Genomic DNA, 17,338 nt, shown 5'->3' with positions numbered 1-17,338 from the left:
GTTCATCGGGCAGCGGAGCCGCTAGATACCCCCATTCAATCGAGTGAGGAGTTTCTATGCGGCCGTCCGGGCGAAAGCCCCATGAATTGCGCAAGGTGAGTTTCGAGCGTGGCTTTTCCAAACATGCGGAAGGCTCCTGCCTCGTCCGCTTCGGCGACACCCATGTGATGTGCCTCGCCACCGTCGAGGAAAAAGTTCCGCCATGGCTGAAAGGCGCCGGCAAAGGCTGGGTTACCGCCGAGTATGGCATGTTGCCGCGCGCCACCGGCGATCGCATGCGGCGCGAGGCGGCGCAGGGCAAGCAGTCGGGCCGCACCCAGGAGATCCAGCGCCTGATCGGGCGCTCGCTCCGGGCCGTGGTCGATCTCGTGGGGCTCGGCGAAAAGCAGATCACGCTCGATTGCGATGTCATCCAGGCCGATGGCGGCACCCGCACCGCCGCCATCACCGGCAGCTGGATCGCGCTCTATGACGCGCTCAAATGGATGGAAGCCCGTGAGATGTTCGCCAAGAATCCCTTGCGCGATCATGTCGCCGCCATTTCCTGTGGTATCCACAATGGCGAGGTCGTGGCCGATCTCGATTATGACGAAGATTCGAGCGCCGAGACGGATGCGAATTTCGTGATGACCGGCAAAGGCGGCATTGTCGAAATCCAGGGCACGGCGGAAGGTGAGCCTTTCTCGCAGGAGCGTTTCCTCGAATTGCTGAGCCTCGCGCAAAAGGGCATCGGCGAATTGGTGGAGCTGCAGAAGAAGGCCATCGCATGAGAGCCAAGGCGATCCTCGAGACCATCCTGTATGGCGAGGACATCGCCGCGATGCGCCGCTTCTATGAAGACGTGATCGGGCTCTCCGTGCGCCGTGAGCTCGAGGATCAGTTCGTCTTCTTCCATTGCGGCGAAAGCATGCTGCTGATCTTCAATCCGGCGACGTCGGCGGTGAAGCCGAAATCCTTCACCTCCGCGCCGCCGCATGGCGCCACGGGTGCCGGCCATGTCTGCTTCTCCGCCACGGCGGAGGAGCTCCAAGGCTGGCGCAAGCATCTGAGCAAACATGGCATCGCGCTCGAAGCCGATTTCGAATGGCCGGGTGGTGGGCATTCGATCTATTGCCGCGATCCCGCCGGCAATTCGGTCGAATTCGCCGAGCCGCGCATCTGGGGCTTGCCGCGACGATCTTTGCGCAATCAGAAGCTCGTCGTCGCCTCGCATAATCCGGGCAAGATCAAGGAGATCAATGAGCTTCTCGGGCCCTATGGCGTCGAGGCGATCTCCGCCGGAAGCTTAGGGCTCCCCGAACCGGAAGAGACGGGCACGACCTTCGAAGCGAATGCCCTGCTCAAATCGGAAGCGGCCGCGCAAGGTGCGGCGCTGATCGCGCTCGCCGATGATTCGGGCCTCTGCGTCGAGGCGCTCGACGGCGATCCCGGCATCTACTCGGCGCGCTGGGCCGGTCCGTCCAAGGACTTCGCGCTCGCCATGCGTAATGTCGAAGAGAAATTGCAGGCGCTCGGCGCGACCGCGCCCGAAATGCGGCGTGCTTATTTCGTGAGCGTGCTGTCGGTCGCCTGGCCAGACGGCCATGTCGAGAATTTCGAGGGCCGTGTCCATGGCACGCTGGTCTGGCCGCCGCGCGGCAAGCGCGGCTTCGGTTATGACCCGATGTTCCTGCCCGATGGCCGCACCGAAACCTTTGGTGAAATGGATCCCGACGCCAAGCACGAGATCTCGCATCGCGCCGTGGCCTTCCGGAAGCTCGTCGATGCACTCTTCTGAACCAGGCTTCGGCATCTATGTGCATTGGCCTTTCTGCAAGGCCAAATGCCCTTATTGCGATTTCAATTCGCATGTGCGCCATGAGCCGGTCGACACGCTGTCCTTCGCCGATGCTTTGGCGCGCGAGCTCGCCTGGTTCGCCGCGCGGACGGGAAGCCGCGAGGTCGAAAGCATCTTTTTCGGCGGCGGCACGCCGTCGTTGATGCCACCTGAGGCCGTGGGCCACGTGCTCGACGCGATCGCGCGCCTGTGGCCAGTTTCATCCGATGCCGAGATCACGCTCGAGGCCAATCCGACCAGCGTCGAGGCGGAAAATTTCGCAGGCTATCGCGCCGCGGGCGTCAACCGCGTCTCGGTCGGCGTGCAGGCGCTCGATGAGACCCATCTCAAGGCCTTGGGCCGCCAGCATTCGGTGGAGGAAGCGCTGGCCGCCTTCCGCCTTGCCGCGAATATTTTTCCGCGCGTTTCCTTCGATCTCATTTATGCCAGACCCGGCCAGACGCTTGCCGCCTGGCGCGACGAACTCACCCGTGCGCTTTCCGAGCAGCAGGGTCATATGTCGCTCTATCAGCTCACCATCGAGGAGGGGACGCGTTACGCCGATCTCCATCGCGCCGGCAAATTGATCGTGCCGGATGAGGAGCTTGCCGCTGATCTCTATGATCTGACGCAGGAGCTCACCGCCGAAGCCGGCCTCAATGCTTACGAAGTCTCGAACCATGCGCGGCCCGGCCATGAATCGCGGCACAACCTCATCTACTGGCGGTATGGGGATTATGCCGGCGCGGGGCCGGGCGCTCATAGCCGCATCACCGAAGCGGGCAAACGCCTGGCGCTGGCGACCGAGCGCCATCCCGAGACCTGGCGCGGCCTTGTCCAGGCGAAGGAGAATGGCGTGATCGAGGAGACGGTGGTCGCGACGCCGGATCAGGCGGCCGAGTATCTCTTGATGGGCCTGCGTATCGCCGACGGCATCGACATCGCCCGCTACCGCGCCTTGAGCGGCCGCGAGCCGTCACATCTGCCGGAGCTTACCGAAATGGGCCTGGTCAGCCGGCATGGCGACCGTCTCGTCGCGACCCAGGCCGGCCGCCGCGTGCTCAATGCGGTGATCTCGCAGCTGGCTATCTAAGCCGCATCGGCCCGAAAAGTTGCAGACTTTTCGGAAAAGCCGATGCGCTACCATTAGAGCCCTTCCCGTTTTGATCGAATCGTTCCGATTCGATCAAAACGGGTAAAAGGGCTCGTAAACATATAATTCTGGAGCGCTTCCTTATCGCCAAAGTCGAGCAACTTTGGCGGGAAGCGCTCTAGAATCCCGCGCCGAAGCGGCTCGGCGCCTGCGCCACCACTTGCGGGCCGGACGGCGTCATTTCGAGGATCGACAGGCCGCGTTCGATGAGGCCGTTGGAGCGGAAGCGGAACAGGCCGTTCTGGCCCTGATAGCCGCCCGCATCGGTGATGGCGCCTGAGGAGAAGTCGCCCTTGCGGGCAAGGCCCGCGGCGAGGCTCACCGCATCGTAAGCGAGGCTCGCGATGCGCGGCGGCTTCGCGCCATAGACGCTCGAATATTTGCTGTCGAAACGTTGCACCATGTCGGGCGACACACCGGCATACCAGCCGCCTTGCGCGATCGGCGTCGCGCGGGTGACCGTGTCGTCCCACAGGCCGGTGCCGAGGATCTTCGCCTTTTCCGGGGTGACACCGTTCTGCTCAAGCGCGGCGCTCAAGGAGCGCAGCGCCTCGCCGCCTTCTGGAATGAGGATCGAATCGATGCCGCGGCTCGGATCATTGAGGTCCTGGGCGATGCGCTGCGCCGCCGCCGCGCTCGACTGGCCGCGGGCGAAGGGCTGTGATGCGGCGATCTTGACACCGCTCGGCCCCGCCGACCGGTTGAGGGCGGCCTGGACGTTGTTGCCATATTGGGTCTGCGGATAGAGCAGCGCCAGATTGCGTTTGCCCTGGGACGCCGCGTAGCGCACCACATTCGCCACTTCCTCCTCGGGGAGGAAGCTCATGAGATAGGTGCCCTGGCCGGCGACGCCGCTTTGCGAGGAGAAGGCGATGACATTGGCGCGGCCTTGGGCGACGGTCTTCACCGCCTGCACTTCGGGGGCGAGAAGGGGCCCCAGAATGAGCTCGGCGCCTTCATTGAGGGCAGCCTGGGCCGCGGCCTGCGCCGTGCCGGCATTGCCGCCCGAATCCTTGGTGATGAGGGTGATGCCGGAGCCGCCGGTATCGGTCAGAGCGAGCTCGGCCGCCTGCTTCATGGCCTGGGCGATGCGTTTGGTCTCGCCGGGACCGGACAGCGGCAGAAGCAGCGCCACTTTGCGCCCGCTGGCGGCCTGTTTGGTCAGCTGCTGGCCTTTGACGCCCGCGTCACTGAACATATCGCCCATTTTGGAGGAGGTGCAGGCGGAGAGGACCAGGGCAACGAGGCCGATAAGGAAAATGCGCCACTGCCAAAGAGTTGCGCGAGGCGCTATTGTCCCTGCCACCATAGATCCACTCAGTCCGTTCAATGTCCCCAACTCCACCTGTTCACACGAAATCCCCGTCCGGCCGTCGCTATACCATAAAGGGGGTCGTTTTCGAGGCGGAAAGCCTGGCGCCCGGCCTTTACGTCACCGCCACGCCGATAGGTCATCTTGCCGATATATCGTTAAGGGCGGTTAACGCCCTGGCGGCGGCCGACGAGATTCTATGCGAGGACACGCGGGTCACCGGAAAGTTGCTCCATCGCTACGGTATTACAGCCAAGCTGCTTCCCTATCATGATCACAATGCGGCGAAACTGCGGCCCCGCATTCTGGAGGACTTGAAGGCGGGGAAGAGCCTGGTTCTGGTGAGCGATGCGGGGACACCCCTGGTGTCGGATCCGGGCTACAAGCTCGGCCGCGCGGTCATCGAGGCGGGGCTGCCGCTGCATGTCATTCCGGGGGCTTCGGCGCCTCTGGCGGCCCTCACTCTGTCGGGACTCCCATCCGACCGCTTCATGTTCTGCGGTTTCCTCCCCGAGAAGCAGGGCGAGCGCCGGCGTGTGCTGGAGAGCCTCAAGAAAGTACCGGCCACTCTCATCTTCTTCGAAAGCGCGCGCCGCATCACCGCCGCTCTGGCCGATATCGCCGAAGTCCTGGGCCCGCGTGACGTGGCCGTCACCCGCGAGCTCACCAAGCTTTTCGAGGAGGCGATCCGGGGCGACGCCGCGATGGTCCAGGCCGAGCTCGCCGGGCGCCAGACGATCAAGGGCGAGATCACGCTCGTGGTGTCGCCGCCGGGCGACGAGGCGCCGCCGGCGCAGGACGAGATCGATGAGGCCTTGCGCGAGGCCGCCCGCTCGATGCCAGCCAGCAAGGCCGCTGCCGAGGTCGCGCATCGTTTCGGCCTGCCCAAGAAGGAGCTCTATGCCCGCCTCCTCGCCCTCAAAGACCCGACGGCGCAATGAGCGCCGCGGCCGCTGGGCCGAGGCGGTCGCCGAAGCGAGCCTGCGCCTCAAGGGCTATCGGCTCCTGGCGCGCCGTTTCAAAGCGGGGCCGGGCGAGGTCGATCTCATCATGCGCAAAGGCGAGGTGACCGCCTTCATCGAGGTGAAGATCAGGGCCGACGCCGACCGCGCCGTCGAGGCGGTGACCAACTACCAGTCGCGCCGCATCGCCGCCGCTTCGCGTGTCTGGATGGCGCGCGACCCCAAGGCGGCGCTCGGAATTTGCCGCTTTGACATCGTCGCGGTCTCCCCCTACCAGTGGCCGCGACACATCCCCAACGCCTTCATCGTGGAAGACTGATATGAAGCTTCGTGTTGCCGTGCAGATGGATCCGATCGAGAGCATCAACATAACGGGCGACTCGACCTTCGCCATCATGCTCGAGGCGCAATCACGCGGCCACGATCTCTTCTATTATCAGCCCAAGGGCCTGGCGCTGAAGGGCAACACGCTCTTCGCCACCGGCCATCCGGTGACGGTGCGCGACGAGAAGGGCAATCATTTCACGCTGGGCAAGGAAGAGCGCGTCGATCTGGGCCGCTTCGACGTGGTGCATATGCGCCAGGACCCGCCCTTCGACATGAACTACATCACCATCACCCACATGCTGGAGCAGATCCACCCCAAGACGCTGGTGGTGAACGACCCACGCGAAGTGCGTAACGCGCCGGAGAAGCTTTATGTGATGCAGTATGGCGACCTGATGCCGCCGACCCTCATCACCCGCGATCCGAAGGAGCTCCAGGCCTTCCGCGTCGAGCATGGCGAGATCATCCTCAAGCCCCTTTACGGCAATGGCGGCGCCGGTATTTTCCGCCTCGGCGGCGAGGATCAGAATTTCGGCGCGCTGGTCGAGCTCTTCACCCAGAGCTTCCGTGAGCCTTTCATTGCGCAACGTTATCTGCCCGAGGTGCGCAAGGGCGACAAACGCATCATCCTGGTCGACGGCGAATTCGCCGGCGCCATCAACCGCGTGCCGGCGGCGAACGAAAACCGCTCCAACATGCATGTCGGCGGCAGGCCTGAGCCGACGGAGCTGACGAAACGCGAGCGCGAGATCTGCGAAAGGCTGGGGCCGGACCTCAAGGCCAAGGGCCTCATCTTCGTCGGCATCGACGTGATCGGCGACTGGCTGACCGAGATCAATGTCACCTCGCCGACCGGCATCCGCGAAGTGAAGCGTTTCGGCGGCGCCGATATCGCCGCGCTGATCTGGGACGCGATCGAGCGCAAGCGGAAGCCCTGAACCCGATCCGGACAATGATCGTCATCTGCCTCAACGGCCCGATCAATGCGGGCAAGAGCACGATCGGCCGCGTTCTGGCCGGAATGTTGCCCGACGCCGAATTCATCGAAGGCGATGATCACGGCATTCCGGAAGGCGTGCCGTTCGAGGAAATGATCGAGCGGGCGACGGCGTGGCTGGCCGGGCTCATCGCAGAGAAGCAGCGCTCCTTCCTGGTCATCGCTTATCCGCTGCGGCCTGAGGACTTCGTCCTTCTGCGGGAGGCGTGCGCCAAACGCGACGCCCGGCTTTTCGTCGTGACGCTGGCGCCGCCGATGGAGCTGGTTCTCAAGGATCGCGGCGACCGCAAGCTGGACGCCGAAGAGCGCGCCCGCATCCGCGAGATGTATGAGGAAGGTTATGCCGCGCGGGATTTCAGCGACGTGATCGTCACGGATGTCGAGAGCCCGGATGTCATGGCGCTGCGGATCGCTGGATTGATAGGTCTGCGGTCGTAGTTGTTGTGTTTGATCATTTAGTTGGGCCGACCGCCGCGTTGATCTGTTGTTCATTTGTAAGCTGCCGTCGCTTTCCAGCGAAAGTATTCACGGCCTGGGCCACCAGGAATCCAATGCCGATGCCCGCGAATGTCGCTATTGTTCTGGGGAGTATTGTGCTCTCAATGCCGCTTTGGAGTGCCGATGGGAGCGTCGGTAGAATCTTGAGTACCACAAAAAACACATACTGAATGGCGAGCATGGATAGCAGGCCGACCGCAAAAAATAGTCCGTAAACGGATTTTGAGATAATGTCAGTCGGGTCTTGGAATAGGGTCAGTGTTGAAAGCCCGATCCACCATATGATGATCAAGCATCCGTAACCAACGCTGCTATATATTGTGGAGAATGCTGAATCTCCAAAATATGCGTAAGGGTTGAAGGGCCATGGGTGGGAGCCGAGAGCGGTGATGGCTGCAACAGAGTTTTCACCAGCGGTAAGTTGTAAAAGGTCTGCGACGCGCAGGAATAGAATGAGTGCAGCAAAGTTGACGCCAATAAATATGGCAGCGAGAAGAAAGAATGCCTCGCGCCGAGTGACGGTCATTCCGAGAAGAGAGATTGTTTCAGTTCGTTGAAGACCGGCCCAGCCAGATAACAATGCCAAACCGACGGTTGAGCCGACAAGTCCCGACAGAATATCAAGGTGGTCTTTTAGGCTGGATATCAGCGAAATCTGATCCATGACGATTTTCTCCGACAGGCCGCAGGGAGATTACGTTACGGAATCATGCTTTTAAAGGGCGATTAGGTCTTCAGCGACATGATCGTCACGGATGTCGAGAGCCCAGACGCCATGGCGCGGCGGATCAGGATGAAAGTCATGCCTCCAGACGCTGCATGAAGGCGTCGAGATGCTTGCGCCACAGGAGTGGCTTGAAGAGAAGGCTGTGACCCATCGGCGCGGCGTTGAAGGTGCCCTTCCCGCCCGCCGCCACAAACCCATCGAAATTCCGGCGGCAGTGGGCGATGCGGTAATATTGATCGTAGCTGCCATGCAGCCAGATCGTTGGCGCTTTGTTGGCGGCGCCCCGTTTGAAGATCAGCGGATTGACGGTCTCATGCGAGGGGCAGGCTCTTCCGAGCCAGCCGCCATTGAAATTGACGGCGCCGACTAAGCTTTCCGGTCGCATGCCCGCATAGGCGATCGACAAGATGCCGCCACGCGAGGCGCCGCCGATGGCGATGCGCCCGAAATCGACATCTTTGCGGGTCTTGAGATGGGCCATGACGGCATCGATATCGGCGACGGCTCTCTCGAAACCCGCCAGCGCGATATCGGGCTGGCAAGAATAGCCGCTGCCATCGGCGGCCAGGCCTTCGCCATAGACACCTTCCGACCCGCCACGGCCGCGGCGTTGCGGGAACACGACCATCCAGCCGCGCTGCGTGAAATAATCCTGCATGTGGGACGGACACCATCGCCGCGAATACACGGCCTTGTTGACGCCCCTGCCGGTCGAGCCGTGATTGAAGATGATGGTGGGGACGGGATCATCGGTCGGCGGGCGCGCCACAAAGAGCTTCAATCTCACGTTCGGTTCAGGCGAGGGAATGAAAATGGACGATGCGGGCATGCGCGCAGTATAGGCATTTCATTCCTAAAGATAAGCAGGAGATGCCGCTATGCCAGCTTCACCCACAGGCTTTTCCCGACCGCTGTCGCGGCCTTGACCAGAGTGTCCAGCTGCACGCGGTCATTGTCGGGATCGAGCAGCCTTCCAAGCTGAGTGGCGCTCGTTTTCATGCGTCGCGCCATTTCGGATTTGGATATCTTCTGCGCGGTCATCTCATGAGCGATCTGGAGCGCGATGGTCCGCTTGATGGCGGTCGCGGTGACCTCTTCGTAAATGCCTTCATCCTGCAGGAAGCTCTCGAAGCTTTCACCAGTATGCGGGTTCCTAATCTTTTTCATAGTGCCGCACTTCCTTCAGGCGAGCTGATGCCAATTTGAGTTCTCTGTCCGGCGTCTTCTGCGTTTTCTTCGCGAAGCCATGCAGAAGCACCGTTTGATTGCCGGTCAAGACGAAAAATATGCGGGCGATCCGTCCCGATGAGATGTTGGATCGAATTTCATAGAGACCTTTCACATTCTTCATCGGGGAGCATTTGGGCATCCCGACCGGCCAGCAGAATTCCAATGTCGCTATGTCCTCGCCAATGCTCTTCCGGTCCTCTGGCGCCAGCTCCATGAGCCATTCGCGCACCGGCCGCTTTCCGGTGCTTGAAGCATAAAAGGCCGCCTGCAGGATTTTCGTGGGCCGGCTCAATTCTATTACCTTTTAAGGTATACCTTATGAGGTAATAACGCAAGTCTGATCGAGGCGACAAGTATGTTCTCTTAATGTTCTTGAACTTTGTAGCAGGCCGGTTTACGTTGTGAAAGTGCAATAGAGGGGCCTTCATGACGGCGCATGCAACAACGGTCGCCTTTCAGGGCATCGAGGCGGTGCCGGTCGATGTCCAGGCCCAGTTTCTGTCGGGCCAGGTGCAGTTCAATATCGTTGGGCTCGCCGACAAGGCAGTGGTGGAAAGCCGCGAAAGGGTGCGGGCGGCGTTGTTCGCTGTCGGCCTGGCGCTGCCGGGCAAGCGGCTGGCGGTCAATCTCTCGCCCGCCGATCTCCCCAAGGAGGGCAGCCATTACGACCTGCCCATCGCTTTGGCGGTGCTGTCGGCTCTGGGCGTGCTGCCCCAGGATTTCCTCAACCGCTATATGGTGATCGGCGAGATGGGCCTCGATGGGGCCCTGGGCGCCGTCACCGGTGCGCTGCCCGCCGCGATCGCCGCCAATGCCCGGGGTCTCGGCCTCATCTGCCCCCGAGCCTGCGGCCCGGAAGCCGCCTGGGCGGGTGACGAGGTCGATATCATCAGCCCACAGACGATCATCCAGATCCTCAATCATGTGAAGGGCACGCAGGTCCTGTCCAGGCCGGCGCCCGGCATCGCCGAGGATCATGGCCGCTTGCCCGATCTGAAAGACATCAAAGGCCAGGAGGCCGGCAAACGCGCCCTCGAAGTGGCGGCGGCTGGATCCCACCATTTGCTGATGGTCGGGCCGCCGGGCGCCGGCAAATCCATGCTGGCGCAGCGCCTGCCGTCGATCCTGCCGCCGATGGATGCACGCGAGATGCTGGAAGCGAGCATGATCGCTTCCCTCGCCGGTGAATTGGCGGAAGGCAAGGTGACGCGCAAGCGGCCTTTCCGGTCGCCACATCATTCGGCCAGCATGCCGGCGCTGGTCGGCGGCGGCTTGCGCGCCAAGCCGGGTGAGATTTCCTTGAGCCATCATGGCGTGCTGTTCCTCGATGAATTGCCGGAATTCCAGCCGCGCGTGCTTGAAGCACTGCGCCAGCCGCTGGAGACGGGTGAGACGCAAGTGGCGCGGGCTAATTATCACGTGACTTATCCCGCGCGTTTCCAGCTCGTCGCGGCGATGAACCCGTGCAAATGCGGCATGGCCGGCGAGCCCGGTCATGTCTGCGCCAAGGGCCAGCGCTGTGCCGGTGACTATCAGGCGCGTTTGTCGGGCCCGCTGATCGATCGCCTCGATATTCAGATCGAGCTCGGCGCCGTGCGCGCCGCCGATCTGGCCAGGTCCGCGCCTTCGGAAGGGAGCGCCGAAGTGGCGGCGCGGGTGGCGCAGGCGCGCGACCGCCAGCGTGCACGCTTCGCGAGATTGGGGGTGCGCCATCTGACGACGAATGCCCAGGCCGATGGCCAGGTTCTCGATCAGATCGCCACGCCCGACGATCCGGGCCTGCGCATCCTGCAGGAGGCTTCCGATCAGATGATGCTGTCGGCGCGCGGCTATCACCGCGTGCTGCGCGTCGCCCGTACGCTCGCCGATCTCGACGGTCAGGACCGGGTCGGCCGCATCCACATCGTCGAGGCGCTGAGCTACCGCCAGAAGCTCGCCGCCTTCCGCCAGGCGGCGTGATCCGCTGGAACAGGCGTGCATCATGATCCCCGCCGGCTATATGGCAAAGTTTGTGGCCGATCGCCCTGATTGGCTTGGCGCTGCTCGCGTGAAAGACGTCTATTCCGTCAGCGCCTGCGTATCGAGCTGGTTTGTCGACGACTGTCACACCGAGTGGAAACACAACGGGTTCTGGCTCTTCGATTCCATCGACGTCATTCGGGAGATTGCGGCAAAGAAATCGGTCGACCTCAAGGATACGCGCTTCTTCTATTATGAGATTTATGAGCGGCAATTCGATGATGAAGGCCGTGAAGGACCATTGCAGGCACCTCATCACACCGCTGCCGCCAATGTCACTGTACCGGGGATCAAGACACTCGAGGGATTTGATGCCGTCACATTCTATGCGGGTGCGGGGCCGGAATGCTCTCCACTTTCATGCAACAGCATGGCCCTGAAGCTCAGCGTCAATCAGCATTGCCTCCTCCCATCGCTGGAGGAGGCGATTGCTCATCTGAAGAGGGGAGCCTTCAAGGACTGCGAGCCAGGCCCTTATCGAATATTCTCTGTCTTCTCCGTGTAGGCAGAACTTCCCGCTTATCACGCTGCGTGAAGTGCACACCAAGCGTCGGGAACGGGGCAATTCTCCAGCAACGGAAAATCCGCTATCATCTGATTCTGGCACGGCCCATGCCTCCCCCCTCCAACGGGAAAGCACATTTCATGCGGGGCTAATTTGATTTCGGACCGACTGTTCGGGCACCCAGCATGCGGAGGGATTGCGAAAGAGGCTCGCATAGGAGGTTTGAGATGAAACTGTCCGCTCCCGTCTATCATTTGAAACGCAGCGCCAAGCGTCTGTCGCGCGAGAAGGGCATTCCCCTTCATGATGCGCTCGACCGCATCGCCGCCGGCGAAGGCTTCGCCCGCTGGAGCCTGCTCGCCGCGAAAAGCACCGCGACCCTGTCGCCGCGTGATCTCTTCACCCAGCTGAAGCCCGGCGATCTGGTGCTGATCGGCGCGCGTCCAGGTCACGGCAAGACCTTGCTCAGCCTTGAGCTGACCGTCGAAGCTATGAACGCCGGCGGGCGTGGCGCCTTTTTCAGCCTGGAGGCGGCGCAAGGGGATATCGAGAAAAGCTTCCGGACCATCGGCGTCGACTGGACGGATTTCCGTCCGCTCTTCGATTTCGACAGTTCCGATGCCATCAGCGCCGATTACATCATGTCGAAGCTGGCATCGGCGCAGCGCGGCACGTTCGTCGTCGTGGACTACCTCCAGCTGCTCGACCAGAAGCGCGAGAAGCCGGCGCTGATGATCCAGGTCCAGGCGCTCAGATCCTTCGCGCAAGCCCGCGGCCTGATCATCGCCTTTCTCTCGCAGATCGATCGCTCGTTTGATCCGGCGAAAAAGCCGCTTCCCGATCTCGACGATGTGCGATTGCCCAATCCGCTGGATCTGAGGCTCTTCGACAAGACCTGCTTCATTCATGATGGTGATGTCCGGCTGCGCTAAGCGCGCTAACGATCTGAGCGAGCGCATGCAAGTCTCGTCCGGCAGTGCTAATCTCGCTCCATGAGCAGGATGCGCGACAGCCACGATTCATTCGACGAGCTTCCCGGCACGCCGATCAGCGATGTCGCGGCGGTGAGGGCACTGCTGATCAAGGCGGCGCGGGAGCGGCGCGACGTGAGCTATGCGGAATTGCTGATGGAGCTCGGTCATCGCTTCACGCGGCCCAAGATGCGGGCGTTGTGCCGAACGCTCACCGCGATCGACGAGGCCGGCCACACCGCCCGCGAACCGGAGCTCGCGGCCCTGGTGGTTCGAGAATCCGACCGGCTGCCCGGTCAGGGTTGGTGGATCGATAAGCTCCATCGCCTGGGTTACGAGGGGCCGTGGACCGGCAAGGAGGCGCAGACTTTCGTGCGGCGCCGGCAGAAGCTCGCTTTTGACTATTGGGGCAAGCGTTCAGCCGGCTGATGCAGGCCGACTCCCAGAACGACCAGGAGAATGCCCAGGAGATCGGCGGGCCCGGGTATCTGCCGGAGCACGACGGCGCCGGTCACTGCGGCGATGGCGGGGAGCAGGCTCAGCATGAGCGCGAAGCTCGCCCGCGGCAGCCGCGCCATCGCCAGCTGGTCGCAGATATAGGGAATGACGGAGGAAGAGAGGCCGACACCGATGCCGGCCAGGATCAGAAGCGGATGCGCCAGCACGGTGGCGACATCGCCGATGCCGAAGGGTGACGCCAGGATGAAGGCGACCGTCATGGCGGCGGCGAGCCGCATTACGCCGGAGGCGCCGCCTTCTTCGGCGAGCGCGTGGCCGACAATGATGTAGAGGGCGAAGAGGACCGCATTGGCGAAGGCGAAGATGAGGCCCAAGGGATCGCCCGCGGCGGTGAAGCCGATGAGCAGGAAGACACCCGCGACCGCGAAGGCAAGAGCGGTCAGGTTGCGCAAGTTCCGCAGCCCGAAAAGCGCCACCGCGATGGTGGCGGCGAATTCGATCCCGGCGACCGTGGCGAGCGGCAAACGGGCGATCGCCAGATAGAAGCAGATATTCATGGCGGCCAGAATGAGGCCGAGCAGCAGGATGAGGCGGCGGGACCGGGACGTCGCTTCGCCGAGTGTCCGCAGCGGGCTGCGCCAGAGGGCGAACAAAGCGGCGGCGGCGGCGATCCGGAGCCAGGCGACGCCCTCAGGCGACAGATGGGCGAACAGCAGCACGGCGAAGGACGGCCCCAGATAATGGAAGACGGCGCTGATCAGGAAATAGACATGTGGCGGCAGCCGCTCTGCGAACCCGTTCATACCTTCAGAATGAAGGAAATTTCGCCCGAAGCGACTTAAGAATAGTAGTATAAACGGACAATATCCAGGCATTCGGAGGTCAATGTGAAAAATAATCGTAGAATCTCAGGCGTTGCTCTCGACGCCGCCGACCATCAGATTCTGACCGCGCTCGCCGGCAATGCCCGCATTTCCATGGCCGATCTCGGCCGCCTCATCGGCATGTCGGCGCAAAGTGCCGCCGACCGGGCGCGCCGCCTCGAGGATCTGGGTGTCATTTCAGGCTATACGGTGAAGCTCGATCATGTGGCGCTCGGCCTCGCCCTCGGCGCCTATATAAGGGTGCGCCCGGCGATGGGGGAATTGCCGCGGGTCGCGGCCCTTCTCGCCGACATTCCCGAAATCGTCGAATGTGACCGCGTCACCGGGGATGATTGTTTCATCGCTAAGGTCTTCGTCGCCCGCATCGAGGATCTCGAGCGTGTCATCGACCGATTATTGCCCTATGCGCAGACCAACACCTCGATCATCCAGTCCTCGCCGGTCTGGCGACGGACGCCGAGATTGGGCTGAGTTTACTCTTTATTGACGCTCATCTTACGCGGTAGGCTTTTGCTAATCCGGCTGTGCGAGTTTGCCGGACAACAGGCGTCAAAAAAACGAAGTGGCAGGCCCTTATGGAGTCTTCCCGCAAACAGGATGGTCTGGCCGACCGCACCGCAGCGCTCACCCAAGCGCTCGGTGTGTTGGCCAGACCCGGTATTCGCTTCAGCCCGCTGCAATTCGCGGGCGGCACGCTGCTGCTCGCGGCGGGCCTCGCTCTGTGCGTGCATTTCATCTTCGGCGGCGACGGTCTGAACCGGGCCTGGGCGCCGATCGGCGTCTTCCTCACCTGCGTCGTGGCGCTCGCCGTCTATTTCGGCCGGCGCGCTTCCGACATGCGCCGCGAAAGCATCGAGACGGTGCTTACCACCTTGCAGCAGGCGCGCGAGGAGGCCGAGGCCGCGAGCCAGGCCAAGAGCCGCTTCCTCGCCGCGACCAGCCATGAGATCCGCACCCCGATGAACGGCATCATCGGCATGAACGGACTTCTGCTCGACACCGATCTCAATCCCGAGCAGCGCAATTATGCCGGCGCGGTCGATGCCTCGGCGCGTTCGCTGCTCTCGATCATCGACGAGATCCTCGACATCTCGAAGATCGAATCGGGCCGCGTCGCGCTCGCCCCCGATTGGATCGATCCGTTGATCCTGGCCGAAAGTGTCACCGAACTTCTGGCGCCCCGCGCGCATGCCAAGGGTATCGAGATCACCTGCTCGGGCGCCGTCTCGCTGCCGCCGCGCATCCTCGTCGACGAATTGCGCCTGCGTCAGATTTTCCTCAATCTCGCCGGCAACGCGATCAAATTCACCGATCATGGCGGCGTGGCGATCACGCTTTCATCGACATCCTGTGACGGCGATCCCGAGAAGATCACCTTCATCGCCGAGATCGCCGATACCGGCATCGGCATGACGGCCGAGGAGCAGGCGCGCATCTTCGAGGAATTCGCGCAAGCGGGCGAGGATACGCAGCGCCGTTATGGCGGCACCGGCCTTGGTCTGTCGATCTCGCGCAATCTCGCCCAGAGCATGGGCGGCGGCGTCACGGTGGATAGCGAGCGCGGCAAGGGATCGCGCTTCCGCGTCAGCCTGCCTTGCGTCAGCGTGCGCAACGAGAAGCCCAACGAGCCTTTGAAGGGCCGTATCTATGAGCTCGCCGTGCCGGCGGGACCGACCTTGGCGAGCCTCGAGGCGACGCTCAAAGGGCTCGGCGCCGAGACGCGCCCCGTCGCCGGCGATACGGCGTTGCGCCAGGCCCTGCGCAAGCCGCATTCCGCCAATGGCCTCATTTGCGATTCGAGTTTCGCCGCGACACTCGCGGTCTGGCGCGCCGCGCATGACGGCAAGCGCCCGCCTGGAAAACCCATCTTCACGCTGCTTCAAGCCGAGGAGCGCCGGGCATTGCGCGATTTTCTCGGCAGTCCCTTCGCCGGCTATCTGCTGAAGCCGTTGCGACGCACCACCTTGCTGCGTCAGCTGCTGCAGAGCGACGATCACACCATCGCCAGCGCCGTCAGCGATCTGCGCCGCGTGGCGTCGGTCAAGAAGAAGACGGCGCATCTCAATGTGCTGCTCGCCGAGGACAATCCGGTCAATGCGCTCCTGACCCGCACCTTGCTGGAGAAATCCGATCACGCCGTCCATCACGTGACCAACGGCAAGGCGGTGCTCGATTATATCGAGAACGGCGGCCGTCCCGATCTCATCATCATGGATGTCCAGATGCCGGAGCTCGACGGTCTCGAAACCGCGCGTCGGCTCAGGGCCGGCCAATTCATGCCGGATGTTCCCATTCTCGCTTTGACCGCCAATGCCAGTTCCGCCGATCAGGCCGCCTGCCTGGCCGCCGGTATGAACGGTCATATGGCGAAGCCCTTCGATCGCCAGGATCTCGACGAGGCGATTACCGCGCTGACCGCCCGGCGTCCGGCGGCTTGACGAATGGGAAGGTGGAGTGCCGTCACCGGTCTGTGAACTTTCTTTGTTCTTCGGTCTGTGGCACTGTGCGGCGGCCGGCAGCAGGCCGGTTTGCGGAGGCAGGGCTTGATGGCCGTACATTCTCTAGCACCACGCCCCCGCGGCGGGGCGCCCGGGCGCGATGGGATTGATCCGGGCTTCGTGCTCGGCACCAAGGCTGACTTGACCGTCAGGCTGGCCGACGGTGCGGCCGACATCGATGCCGCTCAGCATCTGCGCTACCGCGTCTTCTACGAAGAACTCGAGGCCAAGCCCGATGCGAAAGCGTTGGCGAGCCGGCGCGACGCCGATCGTTACGACGCGATCTGCGATCATCTGCTCGTCGTGCGCAAGGGCGCGGCGGTGGGACCCGATGAGATCAGGGTCGAGGATGGCGAGCTCGTCGGTACCTACCGGCTTCTGCGCCAGTCGGTCGCCGAGCATTCGGGCGGCTTCTATACCCAAGACGAATTCGATATCGCGCCGCTGATCAAGCGCCATAGCGGGCTCAAATTCCTCGAGCTCGGCCGGTCCTGTGTATTGAAGCCCTATCGCACCAAGCCGGTGGTCGAGCTGCTCTGGCAGGGCATCTGGAATTATGTCCGCCTCTATGATCTCGACGTGATGCTGGGCTGCGCCAGTCTCGAAGGCACCGATCCCGCGCATCACGCGATGGCGCTGAGCTTCATGGCGCAGAACAGTGCGCCGCCGCCCGAATGGCAAGTGAGCGCGCTGCCCGGCCGCAAGGTGGAGATGAATGTCCTGCCGCCCGCCAAGGTCGACGCCAAACGCGCCTTGCGCATCTTGCCGCCGCTCATCAAGGGCTATCTGCGGCTCGGCTGCTATATCGGCGATGGCGCGGTGGTCGATCACCAGTTCAATACGATCGACGTGCTGATCATCCTGCCGATCTCGGCGATCAATCCGCGCTACTTCTCCTATTTCGGACAGCCCGGCGAGAATCCCCTCACGCAATCGTGACCGCATCGGCCCGAAAAGTGCGAAGCGGTTTTCGGGCTAAG

General features: G+C 62.6%; 20 protein-coding genes and 1 pseudogene. 15 read left to right on the top strand and 6 right to left on the bottom strand.

What is annotated here, in order from left to right; all coding sequences use genetic code 11:
• Positions 1-56: 56 nt before the first annotated feature.
• From rph to hemW, 4 genes and pseudogenes are all read left to right on the top strand, one after another.
• Positions 57-770 (top strand): ribonuclease PH, encoded by a 714-nt coding sequence (rph, locus tag JHL16_RS31790; protein ID WP_200188861.1) that lies wholly within the window; start codon positions 57-59, stop codon positions 768-770.
• Positions 767-1,132: pseudogene (locus JHL16_RS35155) on the top strand (VOC family protein); the annotation flags it as partial. The gene rph and the pseudogene JHL16_RS35155, both read left to right, overlap by 4 nt.
• 33 nt (positions 1,133-1,165) lie before the next feature.
• Positions 1,166-1,777 carry an RdgB/HAM1 family non-canonical purine NTP pyrophosphatase gene (gene rdgB / locus JHL16_RS35150; protein WP_420884593.1) on the top strand — a complete coding sequence of 204 codons (612 nt, stop codon included), beginning with the start codon at positions 1,166-1,168 and terminating at the stop codon, positions 1,775-1,777.
• Positions 1,764-2,909 carry a radical SAM family heme chaperone HemW gene (gene hemW, locus JHL16_RS31780; protein WP_200188859.1) on the top strand — a complete coding sequence of 382 codons (1,146 nt, stop codon included), beginning with the start codon at positions 1,764-1,766 and terminating at the stop codon, positions 2,907-2,909. The genes rdgB and hemW overlap by 14 nt, the downstream gene beginning before the upstream one ends.
• 178 nt (positions 2,910-3,087) lie before the next feature.
• Here hemW and JHL16_RS31775 read toward each other — a convergent pair whose 3' ends face one another.
• A complete protein-coding gene (locus JHL16_RS31775) occupies positions 3,088-4,167 on the bottom strand; it encodes a penicillin-binding protein activator (RefSeq protein WP_200188858.1) in 1,080 nt (359 codons plus the stop codon).
• 131 nt (positions 4,168-4,298) lie between these two features.
• Here JHL16_RS31775 and rsmI point away from each other — a divergent pair, with 131 nt between their 5' ends.
• From rsmI to JHL16_RS31755, 4 genes are read left to right on the top strand one after another with little or no spacing between them, the layout of a single operon-like run.
• Positions 4,299-5,222 carry a 16S rRNA (cytidine(1402)-2'-O)-methyltransferase gene (gene rsmI / locus JHL16_RS31770; protein ID WP_200188857.1) on the top strand — a complete coding sequence of 308 codons (924 nt, stop codon included), beginning with the start codon at positions 4,299-4,301 and terminating at the stop codon, positions 5,220-5,222.
• Positions 5,182-5,562, top strand: a complete 381-nt coding sequence (locus JHL16_RS31765) for a YraN family protein (RefSeq protein ID WP_200188856.1) — start codon at positions 5,182-5,184, stop codon at positions 5,560-5,562. The genes rsmI and JHL16_RS31765 overlap by 41 nt, the downstream gene beginning before the upstream one ends.
• A 1-nt stretch (position 5,563) precedes the next feature.
• Positions 5,564-6,508 carry a glutathione synthase gene (gene gshB / locus JHL16_RS31760; protein WP_200188855.1) on the top strand — a complete coding sequence of 315 codons (945 nt, stop codon included), beginning with the start codon at positions 5,564-5,566 and terminating at the stop codon, positions 6,506-6,508.
• Between the two features lie 14 nt (positions 6,509-6,522).
• On the top strand, positions 6,523-7,005 hold the full coding sequence (locus JHL16_RS31755; protein ID WP_200188854.1) for a nucleoside/nucleotide kinase family protein: 483 nt from the start codon (positions 6,523-6,525) through the stop codon (positions 7,003-7,005).
• A gap of 13 nt (positions 7,006-7,018) precedes the next feature.
• On the opposite strand, the gene JHL16_RS31750 is transcribed toward JHL16_RS31755, so the two are convergent.
• From JHL16_RS31750 to JHL16_RS31735, 4 genes are all read right to left on the bottom strand, one after another.
• Entirely contained in the window at positions 7,019-7,729 is a 711-nt protein-coding gene (locus JHL16_RS31750; protein WP_200188853.1) for a hypothetical protein, read from the bottom strand.
• 136 nt (positions 7,730-7,865) lie between these two features.
• Complete coding sequence (locus tag JHL16_RS31745; RefSeq protein ID WP_348647307.1) at positions 7,866-8,579, bottom strand: alpha/beta hydrolase family protein; 714 nt, start codon at positions 8,577-8,579, stop codon at positions 7,866-7,868.
• An 89-nt stretch (positions 8,580-8,668) separates the two neighbouring features.
• A complete protein-coding gene (locus JHL16_RS31740) occupies positions 8,669-8,959 on the bottom strand; it encodes a helix-turn-helix domain-containing protein (protein WP_200188851.1) in 291 nt (96 codons plus the stop codon).
• Positions 8,946-9,314, bottom strand: coding sequence for a type II toxin-antitoxin system RelE/ParE family toxin (locus JHL16_RS31735; RefSeq protein WP_200188850.1), 369 nt, complete (start codon positions 9,312-9,314; stop codon positions 8,946-8,948). Before JHL16_RS31735 ends, JHL16_RS31740 begins: the two co-directional genes overlap by 14 nt.
• A gap of 134 nt (positions 9,315-9,448) precedes the next feature.
• Between JHL16_RS31735 and JHL16_RS31730 the strand changes: the two genes are divergently transcribed.
• From JHL16_RS31730 to JHL16_RS31715, 4 genes are all read left to right on the top strand, one after another.
• Positions 9,449-10,981 (top strand): YifB family Mg chelatase-like AAA ATPase, encoded by a 1,533-nt coding sequence (locus JHL16_RS31730; RefSeq protein WP_200188849.1) that lies wholly within the window; start codon positions 9,449-9,451, stop codon positions 10,979-10,981.
• A 22-nt stretch (positions 10,982-11,003) separates the two neighbouring features.
• Positions 11,004-11,546 carry a hypothetical protein gene (locus JHL16_RS31725; RefSeq protein WP_200188848.1) on the top strand — a complete coding sequence of 181 codons (543 nt, stop codon included), beginning with the start codon at positions 11,004-11,006 and terminating at the stop codon, positions 11,544-11,546.
• A 227-nt stretch (positions 11,547-11,773) separates the two neighbouring features.
• Positions 11,774-12,478: a DNA helicase gene (locus JHL16_RS31720; RefSeq protein ID WP_200188847.1), complete on the top strand. Its 705-nt coding sequence runs from the start codon at positions 11,774-11,776 to the stop codon at positions 12,476-12,478.
• Between the two features lie 60 nt (positions 12,479-12,538).
• Entirely contained in the window at positions 12,539-12,946 is a 408-nt protein-coding gene (locus JHL16_RS31715) for a hypothetical protein (RefSeq protein WP_200188846.1), read from the top strand.
• Here the strand turns inward: JHL16_RS31715 and JHL16_RS31710 are convergent.
• Positions 12,919-13,779, bottom strand: a complete 861-nt coding sequence (locus JHL16_RS31710; protein ID WP_200188845.1) for an EamA family transporter — start codon at positions 13,777-13,779, stop codon at positions 12,919-12,921. The genes JHL16_RS31715 and JHL16_RS31710 overlap by 28 nt on opposite strands.
• Before the next feature lie 84 nt (positions 13,780-13,863).
• On the opposite strand from JHL16_RS31710, the gene JHL16_RS31705 reads away from it, so the two are divergent.
• The 3 genes from JHL16_RS31705 to olsB all read left to right on the top strand — a co-directional run bounded on the left by JHL16_RS31705 (position 13,864) and on the right by olsB (position 17,297).
• A complete protein-coding gene (locus JHL16_RS31705) occupies positions 13,864-14,331 on the top strand; it encodes an Lrp/AsnC family transcriptional regulator (protein WP_348647306.1) in 468 nt (155 codons plus the stop codon).
• Positions 14,332-14,435: 104 nt separating this feature from the next.
• Complete coding sequence (locus JHL16_RS31700; RefSeq protein ID WP_200188844.1) at positions 14,436-16,298, top strand: response regulator; 1,863 nt, start codon at positions 14,436-14,438, stop codon at positions 16,296-16,298.
• A gap of 108 nt (positions 16,299-16,406) precedes the next feature.
• The gene (olsB, locus tag JHL16_RS31695; protein WP_200188843.1) at positions 16,407-17,297 is read left to right on the top strand and encodes a l-ornithine N(alpha)-acyltransferase; all 891 of its coding nucleotides are present in this window, start codon (positions 16,407-16,409) and stop codon (positions 17,295-17,297) included.
• Positions 17,298-17,338 lie beyond the last annotated feature (41 nt).

Source organism: Taklimakanibacter albus (genome assembly GCF_016595235.1).
Classification (GTDB): domain Bacteria; phylum Pseudomonadota; class Alphaproteobacteria; order Rhizobiales; family Aestuariivirgaceae; genus Taklimakanibacter; species Taklimakanibacter albus.
This window is presented reverse-complemented; position numbering and strand designations above follow the sequence as displayed.